At 62.6% G+C, this 21,705-nt stretch carries 21 protein-coding genes; 12 read left to right on the top strand and 9 right to left on the bottom strand.

The features are described from left to right. Positions 1-17: 17 nt before the first annotated feature. The 6 genes from OZ411_RS04455 to OZ411_RS04430 are packed head-to-tail and all read right to left on the bottom strand — an operon-like array spanning position 18 to position 5,104. Positions 18-1,247 carry an ABC transporter substrate-binding protein gene (locus tag OZ411_RS04455; RefSeq protein ID WP_282526981.1) on the bottom strand — a complete coding sequence of 410 codons (1,230 nt, stop codon included), beginning with the start codon at positions 1,245-1,247 and terminating at the stop codon, positions 18-20. Next, positions 1,247-1,822 carry a carboxymuconolactone decarboxylase family protein gene (locus OZ411_RS04450; RefSeq protein WP_282526980.1) on the bottom strand — a complete coding sequence of 192 codons (576 nt, stop codon included), beginning with the start codon at positions 1,820-1,822 and terminating at the stop codon, positions 1,247-1,249. Before OZ411_RS04450 ends, OZ411_RS04455 begins: the two co-directional genes overlap by 1 nt. Beyond that, the gene (locus OZ411_RS04445; protein ID WP_282526979.1) at positions 1,822-2,742 is read right to left on the bottom strand and encodes a branched-chain amino acid ABC transporter permease; all 921 of its coding nucleotides are present in this window, start codon (positions 2,740-2,742) and stop codon (positions 1,822-1,824) included. The genes OZ411_RS04450 and OZ411_RS04445 overlap by 1 nt, the downstream gene beginning before the upstream one ends. Next, positions 2,739-3,602, bottom strand: coding sequence for a branched-chain amino acid ABC transporter permease (locus tag OZ411_RS04440; RefSeq protein ID WP_282526978.1), 864 nt, complete (start codon positions 3,600-3,602; stop codon positions 2,739-2,741). The genes OZ411_RS04445 and OZ411_RS04440 overlap by 4 nt, the downstream gene beginning before the upstream one ends. Positions 3,603-3,605: 3 nt before the next feature. Further along, a complete protein-coding gene (locus OZ411_RS04435; RefSeq protein WP_282526977.1) occupies positions 3,606-4,343 on the bottom strand; it encodes an ABC transporter ATP-binding protein in 738 nt (245 codons plus the stop codon). Beyond that, complete coding sequence (locus OZ411_RS04430) at positions 4,340-5,104, bottom strand: ABC transporter ATP-binding protein (RefSeq protein WP_282526976.1); 765 nt, start codon at positions 5,102-5,104, stop codon at positions 4,340-4,342. Before OZ411_RS04430 ends, OZ411_RS04435 begins: the two co-directional genes overlap by 4 nt. A gap of 178 nt (positions 5,105-5,282) precedes the next feature. Between OZ411_RS04430 and OZ411_RS04425 the strand changes: the two genes are divergently transcribed. Further along, positions 5,283-6,230: a LysR substrate-binding domain-containing protein gene (locus OZ411_RS04425; RefSeq protein WP_282526975.1), complete on the top strand. Its 948-nt coding sequence runs from the start codon at positions 5,283-5,285 to the stop codon at positions 6,228-6,230. A 35-nt stretch (positions 6,231-6,265) separates the two neighbouring features. Here the strand turns inward: OZ411_RS04425 and OZ411_RS04420 are convergent, their stop codons facing one another. Together OZ411_RS04420 and OZ411_RS04415 are read right to left on the bottom strand one after the other, a co-directional pair. Beyond that, entirely contained in the window at positions 6,266-7,657 is a 1,392-nt protein-coding gene (locus OZ411_RS04420; RefSeq protein ID WP_282526974.1) for an FAD-binding oxidoreductase, read from the bottom strand. Beyond that, a complete protein-coding gene (locus OZ411_RS04415; RefSeq protein WP_282526973.1) occupies positions 7,654-8,073 on the bottom strand; it encodes a nuclear transport factor 2 family protein in 420 nt (139 codons plus the stop codon). Before OZ411_RS04415 ends, OZ411_RS04420 begins: the two co-directional genes overlap by 4 nt. Before the next feature lie 252 nt (positions 8,074-8,325). Between OZ411_RS04415 and OZ411_RS04410 the strand changes: the two genes are divergently transcribed. Beyond that, positions 8,326-9,114 (top strand): sulfite exporter TauE/SafE family protein, encoded by a 789-nt coding sequence (locus OZ411_RS04410; protein ID WP_282526972.1) that lies wholly within the window; start codon positions 8,326-8,328, stop codon positions 9,112-9,114. A gap of 6 nt (positions 9,115-9,120) precedes the next feature. Here OZ411_RS04410 and OZ411_RS04405 read toward each other — a convergent pair whose 3' ends face one another. Next, the gene (locus tag OZ411_RS04405; RefSeq protein ID WP_282526971.1) at positions 9,121-10,659 is read right to left on the bottom strand and encodes a PLP-dependent aminotransferase family protein; all 1,539 of its coding nucleotides are present in this window, start codon (positions 10,657-10,659) and stop codon (positions 9,121-9,123) included. 189 nt (positions 10,660-10,848) lie between these two features. Here OZ411_RS04405 and OZ411_RS04400 point away from each other — a divergent pair, with 189 nt between their 5' ends. The 10 genes from OZ411_RS04400 to OZ411_RS04355 all read left to right on the top strand — a co-directional run bounded on the left by OZ411_RS04400 (position 10,849) and on the right by OZ411_RS04355 (position 21,690). Further along, positions 10,849-12,498, top strand: a complete 1,650-nt coding sequence (locus tag OZ411_RS04400; protein WP_282526970.1) for an amidohydrolase — start codon at positions 10,849-10,851, stop codon at positions 12,496-12,498. Continuing rightward, positions 12,495-13,445 carry a GTP-binding protein gene (locus OZ411_RS04395; protein WP_282526969.1) on the top strand — a complete coding sequence of 317 codons (951 nt, stop codon included), beginning with the start codon at positions 12,495-12,497 and terminating at the stop codon, positions 13,443-13,445. Before OZ411_RS04400 ends, OZ411_RS04395 begins: the two co-directional genes overlap by 4 nt. Positions 13,446-13,524: 79 nt before the next feature. Then, positions 13,525-15,120 carry an ABC transporter substrate-binding protein gene (locus tag OZ411_RS04390; RefSeq protein WP_282526968.1) on the top strand — a complete coding sequence of 532 codons (1,596 nt, stop codon included), beginning with the start codon at positions 13,525-13,527 and terminating at the stop codon, positions 15,118-15,120. Positions 15,121-15,158: 38 nt separating this feature from the next. Then, positions 15,159-16,139 (top strand): ABC transporter permease, encoded by a 981-nt coding sequence (locus tag OZ411_RS04385; protein ID WP_282526967.1) that lies wholly within the window; start codon positions 15,159-15,161, stop codon positions 16,137-16,139. Further along, positions 16,136-17,041, top strand: a complete 906-nt coding sequence (locus OZ411_RS04380; RefSeq protein WP_282526966.1) for an ABC transporter permease — start codon at positions 16,136-16,138, stop codon at positions 17,039-17,041. The genes OZ411_RS04385 and OZ411_RS04380 overlap by 4 nt, the downstream gene beginning before the upstream one ends. Next, positions 17,041-18,039 carry an ABC transporter ATP-binding protein gene (locus OZ411_RS04375; protein ID WP_282526965.1) on the top strand — a complete coding sequence of 333 codons (999 nt, stop codon included), beginning with the start codon at positions 17,041-17,043 and terminating at the stop codon, positions 18,037-18,039. The genes OZ411_RS04380 and OZ411_RS04375 overlap by 1 nt, the downstream gene beginning before the upstream one ends. Next, complete coding sequence (locus OZ411_RS04370) at positions 18,036-19,070, top strand: ABC transporter ATP-binding protein (RefSeq protein ID WP_282526964.1); 1,035 nt, start codon at positions 18,036-18,038, stop codon at positions 19,068-19,070. Before OZ411_RS04375 ends, OZ411_RS04370 begins: the two co-directional genes overlap by 4 nt. A 218-nt stretch (positions 19,071-19,288) precedes the next feature. Continuing rightward, the gene (locus OZ411_RS04365) at positions 19,289-20,038 is read left to right on the top strand and encodes a hypothetical protein (RefSeq protein ID WP_282526963.1); all 750 of its coding nucleotides are present in this window, start codon (positions 19,289-19,291) and stop codon (positions 20,036-20,038) included. Positions 20,039-20,268: 230 nt separating this feature from the next. Beyond that, positions 20,269-20,925: a DoxX family protein gene (locus tag OZ411_RS04360; protein WP_282526962.1), complete on the top strand. Its 657-nt coding sequence runs from the start codon at positions 20,269-20,271 to the stop codon at positions 20,923-20,925. Positions 20,926-20,955: 30 nt separating this feature from the next. Continuing rightward, positions 20,956-21,690, top strand: a complete 735-nt coding sequence (locus OZ411_RS04355; RefSeq protein WP_282526961.1) for a methyltransferase domain-containing protein — start codon at positions 20,956-20,958, stop codon at positions 21,688-21,690. Positions 21,691-21,705 lie beyond the last annotated feature (15 nt).

Raw genomic sequence — 21,705 nt, 5'->3', positions numbered from 1 at the left:
CGACCTGTAACGTCAGGTCAGGCTACGATCTCCACGATCTGGTTCTTACCGGAGCGGATCACTTGGTGAACGAACGATCGGTTGAGCTGATCGCCACGATCGTTGAAGTCCACGGTTGCACCGGCGCCCACGAAATTGATCTTCTTGCCGGCGCGGACCATCTCGAGCGCGCGGACGATGTCGTCGACATTCTCCCCTGGCGGGTTGCAGACATCGCGGATCGATTTAACCCACACCGCCGCTTCCGTAGATTTGGCGTGCTCCATCGCCAGCGCCGTTACGCATATCTGGTCGTGGGTATTTCCCGCGAACAGGAACACGGTCCCATCCGGAGCCCCCATCTCCTTGACGAACTTCCTGTACGCGGCCGATTCCAACGGCGGCCCTGGTTGAAGGTGATGGATGCCCTCGGAGACCTCGTTCGGAACGCTCTTGATGAAGGCGCCGTCGGCGTCGGCGCCGGTTCCGAGCGCAACAATTTTGGAGCGGAAGCCGCCGCGGTAGGCTTCCTTGGCGATCGCCACGAAATCCGTGAGCAGCGACGCGCAGAACACGCCGTCCGGCTCCGAGCCGAACGCCTTCTCCACTTCGGCGCGGTAGGACGCCTGATTGGGATTGTACATGACCACCTCGACGACGGTGCCGCCGCGCTTGGTCATTTCCTGCTTGAACGGCTCGATCATCGCGACCACGAACGGGTTCTGCTGCGCGAGAATGGCGACTTTCTTCAAATTGAGGCTCGTCATCACCTTGGCGCCGGCCGGCCCCCATTGCGAACTCTTCGCCTGGAAGCGATAGACAAGACCCTTGTTGTCGCCATCGGTGATGCCGTCGGCGGAGGCGGACACCATCTGCACCTTGCTGGCCGCCAGAATCAGCGGCTTGGCGGCGAGCGCTTCCGGACTGCCCCAGAAGCCGCCGACGACCTCCACCTTGTTGACGTCAAGCAGCTTGCGTGTTGCCGTGACGCTGGTTGTAGCGCTCGTCTCGGAATCCTCGATGTAAAGCTGAAGCTTGCGGCCGCCGAGAACGCCGCCGGCATCGTTGATCGTCTTCACCACGAGGTCCGCCGCCTTCTTCATATCGGGTCCATAGGGACCCGTGGCCCCCGTGAAGGGCAGCACCATTCCGATCGGAATCTCACCGGCCCCCAGCGCGAAGCCGGGCCTTACAGCGAGTCCCGCCAACGACACGCCCATCATGCCAACGAGTTGGCGCCGATTAAGCATCCAATCCGACTTCGTCATCATTCAAGCTCCTGTGTCTGGGATTCCGATTCCTGTCGTTCGAAAACCGCAAGCGCACGGCCGTCGTCGATCTGCAATGCGTCGTTGAAGCGGTTGAAGAATCCGGCAAGCGCGACGCGCAGCGTGAGTTCCACGATCTGACTGTCGCTGAAGCAGGCGCGGAGCCGTTCGAACACGCCGTCCCGGATCTGCCCCGCCCTTTGCGTGATCAACGTGGCGTATTCGATCACCAGCCGGTCGGTGTCATCAAAGTCAGGATGATCGCCGGCAGGCAGCGTGGCGATCGCCGCATCCGAGATGCCCTCGATCCGGAGGGCGGGAGAATGGCTCGCGACACAGAAGGCGCAGGCGTTGAGCTTCGACGTTACGACGATGGCAAGCTCGACATAGCGCCAGGGCACGCCACCCCGTACCTTGAGCTCCATCAGCATTCGGTAGAGATGATCGAGAGCGGGAGGAACGTGAGCGAGAATCGCGGCCTGATCCTGAAACGGCCCAAATTTGACGAACCGCTCATAGACCTCGGCGACGGGCGCAGGCAACGCGTCGGATGATAATGGGTGAACGCGCGGCATCAATGCGTCTCCTCGCTGTCCGGAAAAAAGTCACGAATGCGTTTGTGCGGCTCGGCCAGCAACCCCTGCGGACGCAGGAGCAGGAGAAGAATGATGCCGAGACCGACCAGGCCGAGGCGCAAGGCGGCCAGTTGCACGCCATCGACGATGCTCAGCGTGTCCTTGAGGAAGCGCGTCGCCTCGATCAGGCTCATGATCGTGCAGGCGCCGATCAGCAAGCCGAGGTTCGATCCTCGCCCGCCGAGAATGACGGCCATGAAAGCATAGGCCGTGACGATGGAAGTGAACTGACCGGGATCGATATAGGTGAGATAGAAGGCGTGGAGCGAGCCCGCGATCCCCATCACGGCGCCGCCGACGGCAAACGCCTTGATGCGAAGCACCAGGACCGGCTTGCCTAGCGCGCTCACCACCGTGGGATCGTCGCGCACGGCCCGCAGCGCGCGGCCAAGCGGCGACCGCACCAGCGTTTCAAGCGCCCCGAACGTCAGGGCGACCAACAGCATCGCCAGCAACGGCAGGATCGTATCGTATTGCGCGGCTGGAATGATCGAGGACAGCGGACGCGGAATGTTTGCGATTCCCAACGCTCCTCCGGTCAGCCAATCCTCGTTGAGGAGCAGAATATTGATCACCTCGCCAAAGCCGATGGTGACGATGGCGAGGTAATCGTCGGCAAGACGTATCGAGAGGAACGCAAGGATCGTGCTCGCGGCGGCGCTTACAGCCGCCGCGAGCACCATGGCCGACAGCCATCCGACATGGGACACCGACAGAGCCGCAGTGTAGGCACCCAGCGCGACAAAGCCGACCACTCCGAAATTGACCAGGCCAGCCACGCCCCATTGGAAGTTGAGGCCCAGCCCAACGAGGGCAGCGACGGATACCAAGACGATGACGGTGGAGAGATAGACCATCATTTGCGCACCGCCTTTGCCCCGAACAACCCGCGCGTCCGCATGAGCAGCAACAGGAGAATGATCGCGAAGCTGACGATCTGTCGGTAATTGGTCGGCAAAACGAGTGTCGACAGTTCCTCGGCCAGACCGATCACGAGAGCGCCGAAGACCGCTCCAATCGGGCTACCAAGCCCGCCGAGAATCGCGGCGGCAAATACCGGAAGCTGGTAGCTCCACCCGAGCAGCGGATCGACGGCACGGTCCAGTCCCGCCAGAACCCCCGACAGCGCCAGAAGCACGCCCGACAGCGCCCACGTGATGCGCGCGACCGTGTTGCGTTCGATGCCTCGGACCGCGGCAAGCGCTGGGTTGTCCGCCGTTGCGCGCATGGCGCGGCCGAGCGGCGAGGCGGAAAGCAGAAGCTGAAGGATGATGACGCAGAGAATTACGGTCACCGCCGTGACGATCTGCTCATGATTGATCCGCAGGCCGTTCCAGCGGATCGGTCGTGCAATTTCGACGTCGAAGTTGCGGGTGGAATTACCGAACACGAACCGGCATATGTTCTCAAGGACGAGCGAGAGGCCGAGCGAGGCGACCAGCAACGAGATCGAACCGGCGTCACGCAACCTTTCAAAGATCAATCTGTCGCAGACAATGGCCAGTCCGGCCGCAATAGTGGCGGCGACTGCCGCTGCGACAAACAGGGGCGCGCCGACCTGATGATTCATGACCCAGGCGGCATAACCTCCAAACGTCAGCGTCGCACCGACGGCGAAGTTCGGGAATTTCAGGATGCCGAACACCAAGGTGAGCGCGAGCGCCGGAAGCGCGAGCAATAGCCCGGAAACGAGACCGTTGATGATCAATTGGCCTAACATGCGCTACTGCATCTTTGCAAAGAACAGATCGGCCAGATCGGCATTCGATATGTCGGACGCGCGAGCCTGCAGGCTCTTGCGGCCGGCCACCAGCACCATCACCTCGTCGGCGATGCGCAGCGCCGCGGCCACGTTCTGTTCGACCAAAAGCACGGCGACACCGGCTTCACGTACGCGGGCGACGGCTTCCATCGTCTCGCTTACGAATTTCGGCGACAGCCCGGCGGTTGGCTCGTCGAGCAGCAGAACCTCAGGGTTGGACAGCAAGGCACAGGCGAACGCCAGCATTTGCCGCTGTCCGCCGGACAGATCCCCCGCAAGCGTCTTGGGCCTCCGGCCGATTTCCGGAAACAACGACAGCACCTGGGCTTCCTGCGCCGGGCCAACGCCGCTGCGGCCGCGCAGGAATTCCGTTGCGAGCTTCAGATTTTCCCGGATCGTCAGATTGCGAAAGACATTCTCTTCCTGGGGAACGTAGGCAAGCCCTGCCATGACGCGCTTCGCTGGCGACAGCGAGGTGACGGCCTCTCCCGTCACCTCGATCGATCCTTCCCGTGAACGCAGCAGGCCTGCCAGCGTCTTTACGAACGAGGATTTTCCGGAGCCGTTCGGGCCGATGACCGCGAGAATCGTCTCGGGCGGCTGATCGAGCGTGACCCCGCGCACAATGTCTCCGCCGCCAGGATATCCGGCGCGAAGATCGCGAATCGAAAGGGCCGGGATGATATTGTCCGGATTCACAGCGCCATCCCCAGATAGGCATCGATCACGCGTTGATCTGCCGTGACGTCAGCAAACGAGCCGGAGACCAGCGCCGTACCTTCCGCCATGACATGGACGTCGTGGCAGACTTCGCTGATCAGATGCATGTCGTGTTCGACCAGAGCGAACGAGACGCCCTCCGCATTCAGTTCCTTGATCAGCTGGATGATGTCCTTGAGCAGAGGCGGCGCCACGCCGGCCGCTGGTTCATCGAGCAGAATGAACTTGGGGTCGAGCAAAAGGGCGCGCGCGATCTCAAGCAGCTTCTTTTGGCCACCCGAAAGCGCAGCCGCGGATTGATCGGCGACGTGCCAGAGCCCAAGACGCTGCAATATCTCGCGCGCTTTGAGCGCGTTCTTTTGATCCTGCCGCTTGACCAGGGGCCGCGCGAACAATGCGCCGCCAATCCGCTCGCCGACCTGACGAGGCGGCGAAAGCAGCAGGTTCTCAAGCACGGTGAGACCGCGAAGCTCCCTGACAATCTGAAACGTTCGGACTAGACCGAGCGAAGCGATCCGATGCATCGGCAAGCCGGTCACGTCATGGCCATCGAACGCGACCGAACCCCGATCCGGATTCACCAGGCCAGTGATCGTGTTCAGCAGGGTGGTCTTGCCCGCTCCATTGGGACCAATGAGGCCAGTGACACGCCCCTTCGCAAACGAAAGCGAGCAATCGTGCAAAGCCGCGACACCGCCGAAGTGCTTGCTGAGATGCTCAACTCTCAGGAAGGCGCTCACCAGCCACGACTCCCCGGAACATCCGACATCACGCCTCGCTCGCGCGGGTCATGACAGCCCCAAACACCACCCCACCGCCCCTGATTAAAACTTGAACACATCCGCTTTTATAGTGTGCACGCACAAATTTGATCCTTTGCGGACGTTAGATTGCGCCCTTCCTGCAAGCAAATTTATTGTGCTTCGCGAAAAGCAAAGTTCTATTTATGATCTGGCCATGGGTCGCCCGCTCGAGATCAACCTCCTTCGCACGTTCGTCATGCTCGTGGAGGAACAGAGCGTGACTCGCGTCGCGCGACGGCTCAATCGAACTCAGCCCGCGATCAGTCTTCAGCTTGGCCGCTTGAACGACGCAGTCGGACGTCCGCTGTTCGAACGAGACCTTCGCCACCCGCGTCTCACGCGGCATGGAGAGATGCTGTTGCCCTACGCGCGCCAGATGCTGAAGATGCACGATGATGCATATTCGCGTCTTTCGAGTGAAGAGATCGCCGGACGCGTGACGCTCGGGTGTCCCGATCTCTATGCCGCATTCCTTTTGCCCGAGACGCTTGCAAGCTTCAGGGCCGCGTATCCCGGGATCGAGGTCACGGTCCGCTGCGCACTCAGCGCACAACTCTCCGAGGAAATTTCGGCCGGGCGACTCGACGTTGCCCTTGCAACGCGGATGCCTACCGTTCATCCCAATGTCTCGAGCATCACACTTCTGCGTCATGAGCCGCTGGTCTGGCTTGGCGCGAAATCGGGACGGGCGTTTCAGGAAAAGCCGTTGCCGCTGGCTCTGCTTCCCGAGGGCAATCTCTACCGGGACTACGCCTTGCAAGCGCTCAACAATGCGAGTCGGGCATGGCGCATTGCCTGCGTTTCGGAAAGCATCGCCGGGATGGAGGCGATGGCGCTCGCAGATGCGGCCGTCATTGTGCTCGCGGAGTCGGTCAAGGTTGCAGGATTGCGCCGCCTGACCGAACAGGACGGGATGCCGCCGCTGCCGCCTGTCGAACTCGTGCTTTGGAGGCGCAAGACCGGAGCGTTTCCGGCCGCAGATCATCTGGCCGCTCATATCGAGCGCGATGTTGGAACAAATCCGGCGCGTCGACGTCAAGCCAAACTTGCCGAGGCGTTCTGAGCGGAAACATCAGCCCTGCCGCATGGCGTCCTGCGTCAGGCGGCCTCGTCTCGCAGGTGATACCAGCCATAAAGCATCCGCTGTCCGAGGCGACGAAACGGCGCGAATGGATGCCCAGGCAGTGGCGAGGTGAAGATAGGCAGGTCGTGGCCGCTGAATGTTTTCCCCGCGATCATCTGCGCCATGCGCCGGCCGGCCTGCGCCGAATAGGAAACGCCGTTCCCGCCATAGCCGAGCGCATAGACGAGCGCCTGCTTCGGGTCGGGGCGGAAAATGCGCGGCATCATGTCGTGGCTAACATCGACCCAGCCCCACCAGGAGTAATCGATTTCGATGCCGCGAAGCGTTGGAAATTTCCGATTGAGTCCCTCGATAAGGAGCTGAAGGTGCTTTGGATGAGTCGCGTCCGCGCCGGTGATGGCGCTGCGGTTGCCAATCTGAACGCGATTGTCCGGCAGCAGCCGATAGTAGAAGCGAAGCGTTCTGGTGTCGGTGATGACCTGCTTAGTGCGAAAGCCGGTGGCTTCCAGCTCTGCAGCGGTCAGCGGCCGGGTAACGATCGAATTGGAGAGGATCGGCATGCATCGGCCATGCAGCGCCGGCGTCAATCCGAGCGAGGTGTAGGCGCCGGTCGCAATCGCCACCGCGCACGCCTTGACCGTGCCGCCCGGCGTCTTCAGGAGAAATGCTCCACCGCGCGGCTCGATGTGGAGAACGGGGCTTGCCGGATGCACGCGCGCCCCGAGATCGCGGGCCATCTTGAGATAGCCGAACGCAAGTTTCGCCGGATGGACGCCGATGCCGAGCGGTTCGTGAATCGCGCCAACCGCTTCCGCGTCGGCGACGAAATCGCGTCGCACCTCCTCACGTGACAGGACGCGCGTCGTGGTGCCGAAAACGTCGTTCAGAACTTTCGATTCGGCGGCAATCTTTTCCAGGCTACGCTGGCGATGCGCGATATAGAGGTGCCCACCCGACTGCGGCTCGCAATCGATGGGGCTTTGGCGAACCAGTTCTTCGAACGTTGCAAACCCGCCTTCAATTTCGGCATGCATGCGGCGGGCGACATCCACACCCCAGCGGGCGATCCACTGCGAGTGCGTCAGCCGGCCGGCGGCATTCTGTGCCTGGCCTCCATTGCGCGTGCTGCATCCCCAGGCGACGCGATTGGCCTCCAGTATGGTGGCCTTGATGCCGTACTCGCGGGCGAGAAAGATCGCGCAGGCAAGGCCGGTGTAGCCCGATCCGATGATCGCGACGTCCGCATCGGTATCGCCGACGATCGGCCCGTCGCTTTCAGGCGGAGTTCCCGCCGTCGCGATCCAATAGGTCGGGGCATAGTCCCTGTTGCGCCCCGGACCGTCCGAGACCAAGGGATCGTAGTGAGGGTCGTAGGCCACGGCCGGCGCGGTCACCTGCACGTTCATCGCAGCACAGTCTCCTCCGTTGCAAGCGCGGGCAGCAGCGGACGATCCTTCCGGAACGCGCTCTTGGCGCAAATCTTGTCACCGCGGAAGGTGAACAGGTCGCACCCTTCCGCCTCGATGCGTTGGCCATCCTTTATGGTGGCGCGAAAAATCCATTCGGAAATTCCACGATCACCGAACACGGCGTGGCGGGTGCACTGCCAGCTCACATCGGGCATGCTGGTCCACGTATTTTCAAACGCGGCGCGGACCTCCTTGGTCCCAGTCAGACGGCGACCGCAGATATCGGGACCAGCGGCGGCATCAAATACGATGTCGTCCGTCATGCAGGCCATGACGGCGACACCATCGTGGCGGTTGAAGGCCGCGAACAATTCTTCAAGAAGATTTCGCCTGAGAGCTTCGAGCGTCGACATGTGGTTTTCCTGAGGGGCCGGCAGGCGCCAAGGCTTTGGTGTCAGGCGGCTCGGTCGCAAGCTGCCACAAGGCCGACGACCCCCTTAGAACCAGATCGGCCGATCCTCTGTGACCAGAACTGGCCCGATGGTACGGCCTCGGCTGGCTCCTTCGACCGGCACCGCATTCAAGCAATGTGACCGACGAGCGTCTCGATGCCGGAACGCTCCAATTGAAGAGTGCTCGCCGCCGGTGCGCGGTGATGGATGGGCATGTTTGATCTCACTGCGCGCCTGAGCGAGCTGGCCGCGTCGGCTTCGCTGACGCCGGCTGTCCTCATGGCAACCGCGTTTTCCGTCCTGGCTGCGGCGTTGTTGCGCGGATTTACCGGCTTCGGTTTCGCTTTGGCTGCGGTCCCCCTGCTCGGCATGTTCATGCCGCCATCGCAATCCGTTCCGATCGCGATCTGCCTGCAATTCATGGGCAGTGCGCTGGACTTTCCGCGCGCCCGTCAGGATGGCCATTGGCCGTCGCTGCGCTGGCTGATCGTCGGAGCCGCTGCCGGATCGCCTGTGGGCGCGTTGGCGCTGAGCATCGTGCCTGCATCGGTGGCGCGCATCCTTATTGCCGCCATCACCATTGCGGCTGTGATCGCGCTCAACGGCGGCGCCCGCGTAGCACAGACGCCGTCAAAGGCGATGACGATGCTGGTCGGCCTGATCTGCGGGCTTTTCAATGGACTGGCGGCGATGCCAGGCCCGCCTGTCGTCATGTACTATATGTCGGGGCCGTTCGGCCGCGTGGCAGCGCGGGCCTCGCTCATGGTGTTTTTCCTGGCCACCTCGATCGCTGCGCTGATCAGCACCACCCTGGTCGGCTTGCTCGACCAGCGAGCCCTGTTTCTTTCACTGTTGGCGCTGCCGATCATGCTTGCGGGCACCTGGATCGGCGAGCAGGCGTTCCGCCGCGGCGGCGATGCGCTGCACCGCCAGGTCTCAATCGCAAGCCTCGGGCTTATCGCCATCGGCAGCGCGATCAAGGGCGTCAGCGAATTGATGTGACGAGGTTCAGCGGCCCGCAACCACCGATCCGAGGCGCTCCATGCCGGGCTCGATCCGGTCGGTGCGGATCGATGAGAAACCGAGCCGGAAACAATGGAGGGTTGCGGCTTCGTGCATCGAAAAGACATCGCCCGGCTCGATCACGACTCCCCTGGCGCGGGCTGCTTCGGCAAGCTGCGTGGTGTCGGTGCCTTCCGGACAGGAAATCCAATAGTTCGTGCTGCCGGCGGCACGGGTCCAACTGCAGTTCGGGAGGAACTGCGGCAGCAGCCGGTCGAGCAGTTTCGCACGCTCCAGCAGCACGCGGGCGACCTGTTGCAGGTGTGAACGGTAATGGCCAAGACCGATGAACAGCGCCGCGACGCGCTGGTTGTTCAGAGGCGGATGGCGAAGCATGAGACGCCGCAGCGCCCGCAGCTCACGAATGACGGGCGCGGGCGCCACGACGTAGCCGAGCCGCAGGCCGGGCGCCAGGGCTTTCGACAGGCTGCCGACATAGAGCACCCTCTGGTCGACGTCGAGACTCATCAGCGGCGGCAGGCTGTTGCCCTCGGGGATCAATTCACTCTCGTAATCGTCCTCGATCAGCAGGATGTCCCGCGCCTTAGCGATCCTGAGCAGTTCGCGGCGCCGCTCGAGCGACATGGAAACGGCGGTCGGACATTGATGGCTGGCGGTGACATAGGCGAGCCTGCACTGCTCGAATGCCTCGTCGGGAACCAGTCCCTGCTCGTCAGTGCGCAGCGGCACCACATTTGACGTGAGCATGCCGAAAATATTGCGGGCGTCCGGATAGCCGGGATCCTCCATCCCGACAGGCGTATCGGCGGCCACGAACAGCTTCGCGATGAGATAGAGCGCGTGCTGGGCTCCGATCGTCATCATGATCTCGTCGGAACGGGCACGGATGCCCCGGCGCGGAAGCACCTGGCGTTGCAACTGCTCGATCAGGGCAGGATCATCGCCATCGATCATGTCCCTTGCCCAGTTGTTGATTTCGGGAACGCTCAAGGCAGCCCGCGCGCTTTCACGCCAGTCGTTGGTCGGAAACAAGCTCGGATCGAACTGGCCGAAGATGAAGGGATAGGGATAACTCTGCCAGTCAAGCGGCTTGACGATGTTGCGAAACTGCGAGGGACGCAACGCAAAGCGCTCGGTCCAGCGGCTCTCATCGCTGCCCGCCGCGGCGAGCCCATTGCTTGGCACAGGCCCAATCTGCTTCGGCAGGCCGGCGACGAAATAGCCGCTGCGTTCCCGCGACACCAGGAAGTTCTGGTCCACGAGCTGCTCATAGGCGATGACGATCGTGTTCCGCGATACCTTGAGCAGCGCGGCAAGATCACGGCTCGATGGCATGCGAACCCCAAGCGGCAGGCGACCGTCCTCGATCGCCGTCACGATCATTCGCCGTATCTGGAGCTGCAGGAACGCGCCGGACCGATCCAGGCCCTGAAACAGCGAATTCCAGAACAGAACATCGCTAGGCGGAAGGACGCTTACCTGTCCAGTCGACTCACGCCGACGCAATGGCACCAATTTACCCATTGAAATCCCGTGCGGAAAAACCTCCGCAGTTGACCCGCAGTTGCAACAAAAAGGGAAGCAAAATCCGCGCCATCGCGGGACGTGACGGGGCGGCTGCATGCCCCTGGCCCCATTTGTGCATGGCATCTGGCGCTTATCTGAACCCGCCCCGCGCATCAGGCTCGCAGCATCGAGCTTGGGAGTGCACGAGTGAGCCAGGACACCGTCGTCTTCGCGGCGCGCAAGATCGTGACCATGAATCCATCACGGCCGTTCGCGACCCATGTCGCAGTGCGCGATGGGCGCATCGTGGCGGTCGGCGATGAGGTCGAGATCGCGCAGTTTGCCAAAGGCGGAGCGTTCGACGACCGCTTTGCGGACAAGGTCCTGCTTCCCGGCTTCGTGGAAGGCCATAGCCACATCATGGAAGGGATGATGTGGTCGCTGCCCTATGTCGGCGCCGGCGATCGCCGCTCGCCGGAAGGGAAACTGGTTGCGGGCGTCGGCTCGATCGATGCCATTGTCGCACGGCTGAAGGAAGCGGAAGTCGCCATCGGCGATGCCACCACGCCGCTGTTCGCCTGGGGGTTTGATCCCCTGCACATCGGCGGCCGCATGCTGACGCGGCAGGATCTCGACCGGGTCTCGACGACGCGGCCCGTCATGGTGATCCATGCCAGCTTCCACATCAGCAATGTCAACACCATCATTCTGGAGCAGACCGAACTGCTCCGCGCGACCGACATTTCCGGCGTCGTTGCCGGCGCCGATGGCCTGGCGAGCGGCGAACTGCAGGGCATTGCCGCGCGTTTTCGCGTGTTCCGCGCGCTCGGCGGCAATCCGTTGTCCGGAAATCTGACGCTCGCCGACGTCACGCGCTATGCTAATTCGGCCTGCGTGCAGGGCGTGACCACGATCACCGACTTGCACAACGATCTGGTCGACCAGACCGTCGATCTCTATCGGACCGCGACGACGCAACCCGATTTCGGCGTCAGGCTGGTGCCGGCGCTTGCCTCGGTCTCACATTCGCCCGAACAGGCCATCGCCAAGATCGCGGCCTTGCGCGAAAGCAACAATGACAAGCTCCACTATGGCATCGTCAAGCTCGTGGTCGACGGCTCGATCCAGGGCTTCACTGCGCGATTGCGCTGGCCGGGCTATCACAACGGCGCGCCGAACGGGCTTTGGTACATCGCACCGGAGCAACTGCCGCGGCTCGTCGAGACCTATCACAAGGCGGGCATTCAGCTTCACATCCATACCAATGGCGATGAAGCGACCGAGCTGGCGCTGGACGCGATCGAGGCCGCCCAGACCGCGATGCCGCGCCCCGATCACCGCCACACCCTGCAGCACTGCCAGATGGCGGACGCCGCGCAGTTCCGCCGCATGAAGGCGCTCGGCGTCTGCGCCAACCTGTTCGCCAACCACATCTATTACTGGGGCGATTCACACTACGAGTTGACGATGGGTCCCGAGCGAGCCGCGCGGCTGGACGCGACGGGAACGGCGCAACGGATCGGCGTGCCCTTCGCGATCCATTCCGACGCCCCGGTGACGCCGCTCGCGCCGTTGTTCACGGCCTGGTGCGCCGTCAACCGCGTGTCGTCCTCGGGGCGCAAGCTTGGCTCCGAGATCGAGGCACTTACCATCGAGCAGGCGCTTGCGGCGGTCACGATCGGGCCGGCCCACACGCTGAAGCTCGACGGCATGATCGGCAGCATCGAGTGCGGCAAATATGCTGACTTCGCCGTGCTGGAAGACGACCCGCTTGCGGTCGCGCCGGACAAGCTGAAGGACGTCGCGGTCTGGGGAACGGTCGTGGGCGGCAAGGTGAGAAAGGCCCCGCGCGCATGAGGCGAGCGGCGCCCATTCCTGTCACCGTGATCGGCGGATTCCTCGGCGCCGGCAAGACCACCTTCCTCAATCGGCTGCTCGCGACCGCAACCGCACGCTATGCCGTGCTGGTCAACGACTTCGGCGAGATCAATGTGGACGCCGCGCTGATCGAACGGCATGACGGCACTACCTTGTCGCTGTCCAATGGCTGCGTCTGCTGCAGCATCGGCTCAGGATTCCTCGAAACGCTCGGACGGCTTCTGGATGGCGGCGAGGGGTTCGAGCGCATCATCATTGAAGCGAGCGGGGTCGGCGATCCCTGGCGGATTGCCGAGATCGCGCTGGTCGAGCCCGACTTGCGGCTCGACGGCGTCATCGTTCTCGCCGACGCGACGCGGATCACGGAGCTGATCCATGATCGACGCGTCGGAGACACGGTCCGCGGTCAATTCGCCAAGTGCGATGTGGTTTTGCTCAGCAAGAGTGACCTCGCAGACGAAGCTGCGCTGCAGGCGGCCCGAAGCGCAATCCGGACCGTCCGGCCGGATGTGCCCATCGACGTCCTCTCGCGCGACACAAGGCCTGACCTGTTGCTGATCGCCAGAAGCCGGAGGTCGCGTTTCCGGGCCGAGGGCGCGGAGCAAAATCCGCTCGATCACGAACAGAATTTCAGGCGGTGGACCTACCGGCGGGACGGCGTGTTCGACAGGACCCGGCTGGCCGCAGCAATCGAAGCGCTGCCGCCGCAGCTATTGCGCCTCAAAGGCGCGTGCCGCGTCTCGGGCGAGGTCGCGCCGCTGGTATTTCAGATGGTCTCGAGCGACTGGTCATTGTTGCCCGCAACCGGCGAAGATCTCGACCCGGCATCGATTGCGCTCGTCGGAATAGGAACGCCCGACCTGCCCTCCGACGCCGATCTCGAGGCCATTCTCGATGGTGCGCTCGCGCGCTCGTTCGTCTCATGAGCAGCGAGGCAAGCATGTTTCTCATGGCACCGCAGAGGTGCCAGCTCTCGAATAGTCAACCATGAAAGCGGATTTAGCCATGTCGATCAGAAGATATCTTTTGCTTGGAGCGATAGGACTATTTGCGATCTGCACCACCCCTCACCGCTCGATCGCGCAGACGGCCAGCAGCAACGCGGCGGTGATCGCGACCACGCAAGTTCCCCGGCACTTCAACGGCGCGGTGCAATCCGGTCTTGCCACGGCCATGCCGAGCTCGCAGATCTTCGCCAGCCCCTTGCGTTACGACGACAACTGGAATCCGCAGCCTTATCTCGCCCAATCCTGGGACGTCGCGCCGGACGGCCTGTCGGTGACGCTGCACCTGGTCAAGAACGCGGTGTTCCATGACGGTCAGCCGGTGACGTCCGAGGACGTCGCATTCTCGATCATGGCGATCAAGGCCAACCACCCGTTCCAGACGATGCTGGCGGCGGTTGAAAAGGTCGATACGCCGGATCCATCCACGGCGGTGATCCGTTTGTCGCACCCAAGTCCGTCGCTGCTGCTCGCGATGTCGCCGGCCTTGATGCCGATCCTTCCGAAGCACGTCTATGGCGACGGTCAGGACTTGAAGGCCCACCCCGCCAACCTCAAGCCGATCGGCTCCGGACCGTTCAAGCTAACTGAATACAAGCAGGGCGAGTACTACACGCTGGAGAAGTTCGACAAGTTCTTCATGCCGGGTCGGCCCAAGCTGGACAAGATCGTGGTCCGCATCGTCTCCGACCCAAACGCCGCACTGGTGTCGATGGAACGGGGCGACGTCAACATTCTGCCGTTCGTCGCCGGCGTCCGCGACATCGACCGTCTGCAAAAAGCCTCCAACATCGTCGTGACCGACAAGGGCTTTGCCGGAGTCGGACCGCTCAACTGGCTGGCCTTCAACACCAAGAAGAAGCCGCTCGACGACGTGCGCGTCCGCCAAGCGATCGCCTATGCGGCAAACCGCGATTTCATCGTCGGCAAGCTGATGAGCGGCAAAGCCGCCCCCGCAACCGGACCGATCGCACCGGGATCTCCGCTCGAAGAGAAGGCCGTCGACAGCTACAAGGTCGATTACGCCAAGGCCGCCGAGCTGCTCGACGCGGCCGGATATCCGAAGGGCGCCGACGGCTCGCGCTTCGGGCTCACGATCGACTATATTCCGGGCGCGGACGAGCAGCAGCGCAATGTCGCCGAATATCTTCGTTCGCAGCTGAAGCGTGTCGGCATCAACCTGGAGGTCAGGGCGGCGCCGGATTTCCCGACCTGGGCCCAGCGCGTGTCGAACTACGACTTCGACCTGACCATGGACACCGTGTTCAACTGGGGCGACCCCGTGATCGGCGTCAACAGGACCTATCTGAGCTCGAACATCCGCAAGGGCATCATCTGGTCCAACACGCAGCGATACAGCAACCCGAAGGTCGATGAATTGCTGCAGGCGGCCGCCGTGGAAACCTCTACGGAAAAGCGGAAAGCGCTCTACTCGGAATTCCAGAAGATCGTGGTGAAGGACGTACCGATCTACTTCATCAACGCCACGCCCTATTACAATGCGTTCAGCAAGGGCTTGGGCGGGCTGCCGACCTCGATCTGGGGGATGATGTCTCCGCTGGACGAGGTGCATTGGGAAACGCCGCCCAAGACCTGAAACCTGTGACCTAAGATCCTTGCGATAAGACCGAGCTCATGGCCTTCGTCACGCATTTCCTCCGGCAGATCGTGAACGCCCTGGCGCTGCTGCTTGCGGTGCTGGTGCTCAACTTCTGCCTGATCCATCTGGCCCCGGGTGACCCGGTGCAGGTCATCGCGGGAGAGATGGGTGGCGCATCGGCCGAAGTCGTGGCCGCGCTGCGCGCCAAATACGGCCTCGACCATAGCCTGCCGGAGCAGCTCGCCACCTATCTCGGTAAGGTGGCGACCGGCGATTTCGGCTACTCCTACTACTTCAACCAGCCGGTGCTGGAGCTGATCGCGCAACGGCTGCCGGCGACGCTCTATCTCGCGCTCTGTGCGCTGGTCCTGGCGGTCCTCATCGGCACCCTGCTCGGCGTGATCAGCGCTCGCCGCCCGAACGGCATCGTCAGTCATGCCGTCACGCTGTTCTCGCTGGCCGGCTATGCCGCGCCGATCTTCTGGACCGGCTTGATGCTGCTACTGCTGTTCGGATCGATCTGGCCGGTGCTTCCCGTCGCGGGCATGAACGACGTCGTGCATCCCCGGCACGGACTTGCTCATGCCATCGACGTCATGCGCCATCTGGTATTACCGTCGCTGACGCTTGCGCTGGTGTTCATTGCGCAGTACAGCCGGCTCGCGCGGGTCAACATGATCGACGCTCTGTCCGCGGACTATGTCCGCACCGCACGCGCCAAGGGCCTGCCCGAATGGATTGTGGTCGGAAAGCACGCGTTGCGGAACACGCTCATTCCAATCGTGACCGTCGTCGGACACCAGTTCGGCAATCTATTCGCGGGCGCAGTCCTGGTGGAAACTGTGTTCAGCTGGCCGGGCATGGGGCGCCTGGTGTTCGATTCCATCCTGCGGCGCGACTATCCAACACTGATGGCGGTGCTTTTCTTCTCGGCGGTGATGGTAATGGTCGCCAACATTATCACTGACCTCGTCTACCGCCTCATCGATCCGCGCATTCGAACGGGACAATCATGACGACGCTTGAGACGTCGACGCCTCTCACTGTCGAATCCTCCGGCCAGCCGGCACGACGCGCGGCATCGCCCGGACGCGTGGCGTTCCGGCAGTTCCTACGCAGCCCCTCGGGCGTGTGCGGCGCGTGCCTCCTCATGCTGATCGTGCTGGGGACGGCGGTCGGCCCGATGCTCTATCCGGTTGACCCGCTCGATCTCGTCGGCGGTCCTTTCACGCCGCCGTCCGCCGACGCATGGCTCGGCACCGACTATCTCGGTCGGGACGTGCTGGCCGGCTTAATCTACGGCGGACGCGCAAGCCTTGCCGTCGGCGCGGTGGCCGCGTTGATCACGATCGCAATTGGTCTGACGGTGGGCGCATTGGCAGGCTTTTTCGGCGGCGCGATCGATACCGCGCTGGTGAAGATCACCGAGTTCTTCCAGATCCTGCCGCCACTCTTGTTTGCGATGGTGCTCGTCACTCTGTTCGGCCAGAAGCTCACGACCATTACGCTCGCCATCGGCGCGGTCAGTTGGACCTCGGCGGCTCGCCTCACCCGCGCCGAGTTTATGCGGTTGCGCAACCTGGATTTCGTCAAGGCCTCGCGCGCGGCCGGCGCGGGCGATGCATATCTGATGCTGCGTGTGCTGCTGCCGAATGCCCTGCCTCCCATCATCGTCTCGGCGACCCTCGCCATCGGCGTCGCCATCCTGTTCGAGGGAGGCCTGAGCTTTCTGGGCCTTGGCGATCCCAACACCATGAGCTGGGGGTTGATGCTCGGCCAGAACCGCAACTATGTGCTCGACGCCTGGTGGGCGGTGATCTTTCCCGGCACCGCGATTTTCCTAGCGGTGCTGTCGATCAGCCTGGTCGGCGACGGCGTGAACGACGCCATCAACCCACGCCTGCGCCGGAGGATGTGATGAGCGCGCTGCTGAAGGTGGAAAATCTCAGCGTCGGCATGCGCGGCAGCACGGGTGAAGTGGTGCCGGTGCTCGAAAACCTCTCGTTCTCGGTCGAGGCCGGGCGGACAATGGCGCTCGTTGGCGAATCCGGCTGCGGCAAGAGCATGACGGCACTGGCCATCATGCGGCTGCTGCCGGAGGATTTCGTTGTCACCGGCGGCCGGATTTTGCTGGAGGACGAGGACATCCTGTCGGCATCGCCCAAGCGGATGCGCAGCCTGCGCGGCAACGGCATCTCGATGATTTTCCAGGAGCCGATGACCGCGCTCAATCCGCTGTTCACGGTCGGCGATCAGATCGCCGAAGTATTGCGCTGGCACCGCCGAGCAGGCTCGGCCGAAGCCGAAGAACAGGCAGTCGCCCTGCTCCGCGCCGTGCAGATTCCTGCTCCCGAGCAGCGGTTGAAGGCCTATCCGCACCAGCTCTCAGGCGGCATGCGCCAGCGCGTGATGATCGCGATGGCACTCGCCGGCCGGCCGAAGCTGCTGATCGCCGATGAGCCCACCACGGCGCTGGACGTCACGGTGCAGGCGCAAATCTTCAACTTGCTGGCCGATCTGCAGCAGGAAACCAAGACGGCGATTGTCCTCATCACCCACGATCTCGGTGCGGTTGCAGAACTCGCCGACAAGGTCTCGGTGCTCTATGCGGGGCGCTGCATCGAATCCGGCGACGCCGACAGTGTGGTACGCCATCCATGCCATCCCTACACCAGGGGTCTATTAGGCTGCGTGCCGCACCTCAAACTGGGATGGCGATCGCCGCAGGCATGGTCGGACCTCGCCGAAATTCCAGGGATGGTGCCGCCGCTGGGCGCGCGCGGGCCGGACTGCGCCTTCTTGGCAAGATGCCGGGACGCGAGCGAGCTTTGCAGGTCGCGTCTCCAGCCCGCACTGGAGCCGATCGCAGACGACCATGCGGTGTCCTGCTGGCGAAAATCGGAGCTGGCCGCATGACTGCGCTCCAGGCTGCCGCGCCACCCGCTTCGTCGGAGTTTGTCCTCAATGTGAACGATCTCGTCGTTCACTTCGAGGCCGGCAGGAAGCGGCCCCTGCAAGCCCCCTCCTTCGTGCATGCCGTCGACGGCGTCAGCTTCCGCGTCAGGCGCGGCACCAGCTTCGGCATTGTCGGCGAGAGCGGCTCCGGAAAGTCCACGACGGCGCAAGCGATCATGAGGCTCGTTCCCGCGACCTCCGGCCAGATCGTATTCGGTGACCGAAATATCCTGGACTTGACGGGCAACGGCCTGCGCAAGGTGCGCAAGCATTTGCAGATCGTGTTCCAGGATCCGTTCTCCGCGCTCAATCCGAGACGACGCGCCGGCGATCAAATCCGCGAGCCGCTCGATCTGTTGGGCATCGGCACCGCCGGCGAACGCGACGACCGGGTGCGCCGGCTGCTTGGCGAGGTCGGACTTCCGTCGGACGCGGCCAATCTCTTTCCTCACCAATTCTCCGGCGGCCAGCGCCAGCGGCTTTGCATTGCCCGGGCGCTGGCACCAGAACCCGACCTGATCGTCTGCGATGAAGCCGTCTCCGCCCTCGACGTCGCCATCCAGGCCCAGATTCTAAACTTGCTGAAGCGACTGCAGCGCGAGCGACAGCTGACCTATATCTTCATTTCGCACGATCTCGGCGTGATCCAGCAATTCTGCGATGAGATCGCGGTGATGTATCTCGGCAAGATCGTCGAACAAGCGCCTGCCGCAACCATCTTTGCCGAGCCGCGTCACCCCTACACATGGTCGCTCATTGCCGCCGCCGCCCCGCCCGGCCCGACCCGGGACACGCTGAAGCAGCACTACCTGGTCAAGGGAGATCCGCCGAGCCCGGTCGACCCGCCGCCAGGCTGCCGGTTTGCGCAGCGCTGTCCATCGGCCATCGACCAATGCCGCAAGAGCTTGCCGCTGCCTGAATCAATCGGAACAAATCACTACATCGCCTGTCATCGCGCTGCAGAGCTCGTGCCACCGAGTTTTGAGGATTAACCTCGCAGGCACGACCTTCCCGGCTTCGAGCCGCCATTAAGGATGGCCTTGGCAGCTTCGCCATGCAGCGCTCGAAGTCGTGCGAGAATCGAAAGGCTGCAATTGCGGCCGCAGCTGGCAGAGCTACGACATCTAACAGTACATAACCCACAATTTCCGGTATTCTGGGCGGCCTCAGCTCGTTCAACGCAACTGCACCCAAACCTAAGGAGCTCAACATGAGCAGTACTCAGGCCTGCAGAGAAATGAGCCGACTCGATGTGATCCGCCTTTTTGCCTTCAGCATGCTGTTGATCCTCCCTGCGACTTCCCGGGCGCAACAGCTCCCACCGATTGCCGAACAAATGGCAAAGACCTACGGCGTTGATTCGTTTGGGCAAATCGAGGCAATCCGCTACACCTGGAACGCCGAATTGCCCGGTGTCAAACTGACTCGCAGATGGGAGTGGAGCCCGAAGACCGACACGGTCTCCTACGAGGGGAAAGACAAGGAAGGCAACCCGGTCAAGGTTACCTATCAGCGCTCGCAACTCAGCGGCCAAAGCGACGCCGTAAAGAACGAAATCGATCCGGCATTCATGAATGATCAATATTGGTTGATCCTCCCTTTCCACGTCGTATGGGACGGCCCCACCGTGACCGATGAGGGCACGCAGAAACTGCCGCTGGGTGACGCTTCCGCTGAACGGCTCGTGGTGAAATATCCTTCGGAGGGTGGCTACGACCGCGGCGACACCTGGGATCTGTACGTTGGCCCGGACAAGCAGATAAAGGAGATCGCCTACCACCGCGGCGGAAACAAGCCGCCCAAACTGGTGATCGCGACGTGGGCGGGCTACAAGAAGGCCGGCCCACTCCTGATCTCAACAGATCACCGCGGGACGTCCGACGGAAAGCCATTGCAGCTTTCGTTTTCGGATGTGTCGGTTAAGCTGACGGGATCAGAAAACTGGATCAGCGCGCAATGAACATCGGAGAGCTTCGTTCGAGCCACTGATTGTGTGTTTCACAGATCAGTCGTCCCGGTTCTCGATCCGGTCGTTCGCAACAGCGGGTTGGCGCGCTGTCGAAGCGTTCAATGCAGCGTAATGATTGCATGTTCTGCTGCGTAGTAGCCCAGGTAGGCGCACCTCTCGATCGTTCGCGCGGTGGCGCGCCTTACGCAGAGTAGCTATCCAAATCTCTGGAGCACCCGCTTATGTCCAACAATCCCTTCACCAATGCGTGGCAATTCCTGACCGCGAATACGGGTGATTATCTCCGTCTGGGAAACTGGCGCTACTTAGTCCTGGCGCTGTTCTGGGTCCTGCTGCTCGCCGGCATTGCAGTGGCCTTCCAGAATTGGCGAGAGGATTCGGAGCAACGCACCGGCCGACACTTGGGAATCTGGCTGGTCCGAGTCCTGATCGGCTGCATGTGGTTCCAGGGGATGTTGTGGAAACTGCCGCTGCCCGTGTCCGACGGCCTGCAATACTGGACCGAACAGGAAACGACCCACGCGGCCTTCGAGTTTCACCGCACGTTCATGAAGGATGTCGTGTTGCCCAACATGACGATCTTCGGACCAATTGTCTTTCTTGCCGAGCTGGTGTTCGCCGCATCGATGATGCTTGGGCTTGCCGTGCGGTTGGTTGGCGTGCTGGCCATCGCCTATGTGCTGCAACTGTGGCTCGGTCTCTATGGCAATCCGGCCGAGTGGCCGTGGACGTACATGTTCCTGGCCTTGCTGATGTTCCTGTTTGTGCTCGAGGGCGCCGGCCGTAGTCTCGGCTTCGATGCGTGGCTGCGCCGCAACGTGCCCGCCGTGCGCGACAGGAAGGGACTTCTCGGCTGGTTCTTCAACATCGTGAGCTAGCCTTCACCGTTTTGTGTGAGAGACGAGCAGATGATGGCATTGACCCGCGCAGCGACGCTAGTTGTGGCGCTGGGCGCAACTTGCGCACACGCTGCTGACATTAGTTATCTGGCGCCGCCGGGAGTCCCGGCAAAGGAATTCCCCTCTCCGCAGCGCCCGGTTGCGCAGATCGTCGGCCCGAGCCGCGCCTCCGAGGAGCGCCGCGACGCCAGGGATGAGGCCGGCGAGATCGCCCGTCTTCTAGAACTGAAGCCAGGCATGACCGTCGGCGACATTGGTGCAGGCAGCGGCTACCACACGGTCCGGCTGTCGCGCCGCGTCGGCTCGGTGATCGCCCAGGACGTGAGGCGGGATTACCTCATCGCACTCGCCAAGCGAACGCAACGCTTGAAGCTGACAAACGTCATATTCGCGCTGGGCGAAGCACACGACCCTCGCCTGCCCGCTTCCTCACTGGATGCCGCCATCCTCGTGCACATGTATCACGAGATAAGCCAGCCCTATGCCTTCCTCTACAATCTCGCGCCCGCCCTGAAGCCAGGTGCGCGGGTCGGCATTGTCGACCTCGAGCTTCCGACATCGGAACACGGCACGCCGATCGAACTCCTGCGCTGCGAACTTTCCGCCGTCGGCTATCGCGAGATCGCAAGATATCAGCTCGCAGGCGATGGCGGATACCTGGCGGTGTTTTCGCCACCGGAGCCGGTGGGTCGAAAATCTCCGCGGGATATCATTGCCTGCGAAGATCGCGCTGGCACGCGCTGACAACCGCTCCCAGCA

It is taken from the genome of Bradyrhizobium sp. Arg237L (genome assembly GCF_029990105.1).
Classification (GTDB): domain Bacteria; phylum Pseudomonadota; class Alphaproteobacteria; order Rhizobiales; family Xanthobacteraceae; genus Bradyrhizobium.
This window is presented reverse-complemented; position numbering and strand designations above follow the sequence as displayed.